This window comes from Sphingomonas sp. 2378, assembly GCF_038084995.1.
In the GTDB taxonomy this organism is placed as follows: Bacteria; Pseudomonadota; Alphaproteobacteria; order Sphingomonadales; family Sphingomonadaceae; genus Sphingomonas.
The window spans coordinates 1-418 of sequence record NZ_JAXCMJ010000131.1 but is presented as its reverse complement, the minus strand read 5'-3'; the positions used below and the strand labels follow the sequence as shown (position 1 = coordinate 418).

General features: G+C 65.8%; 1 protein-coding gene. It reads left to right on the top strand.

Annotated elements, in window-relative coordinates; all coding sequences use genetic code 11:
* The coding region (locus tag SM191_RS19615; RefSeq protein WP_341507667.1) for a CoA-transferase at positions 1-418 on the top strand (418 nt) is incomplete at both ends.

Below are 418 nucleotides of genomic sequence, written 5' to 3'. Positions count from 1 at the left end.
TCGACGTGACCTTGCAGTCCGAAAACGGCCTGCTCGGCATCGGGCCCTTCCCCCATGAGGGGGAGGCGGACCCCGACCTCATCAATGCGGGCAAGCAGACGGTCACGACGCTGCCGACCTCCAGCTTCTTTTCTTCCGCCGACAGCTTCGCGATGATCCGGGGCGGCCATATCGACATGGCGGTGCTCGGCGCGATGGAGGTGTCGGCGGGCGGCGACATCGCCAACTGGACCATTCCCGGCAAGATGGTGAAGGGCATGGGCGGCGCGATGGACCTGGTCGCGGGCGTCAAGCGCATCGTCGTCGTCATGGACCATGCCAGCAAGGCGGGCAGTCCGAAGATCCTGCCAGAATGCACCCTGCCGCTGACCGGCAAGGCCTGTGTCGACCTGATCGTCACCGACCTGTGCGTCATGGC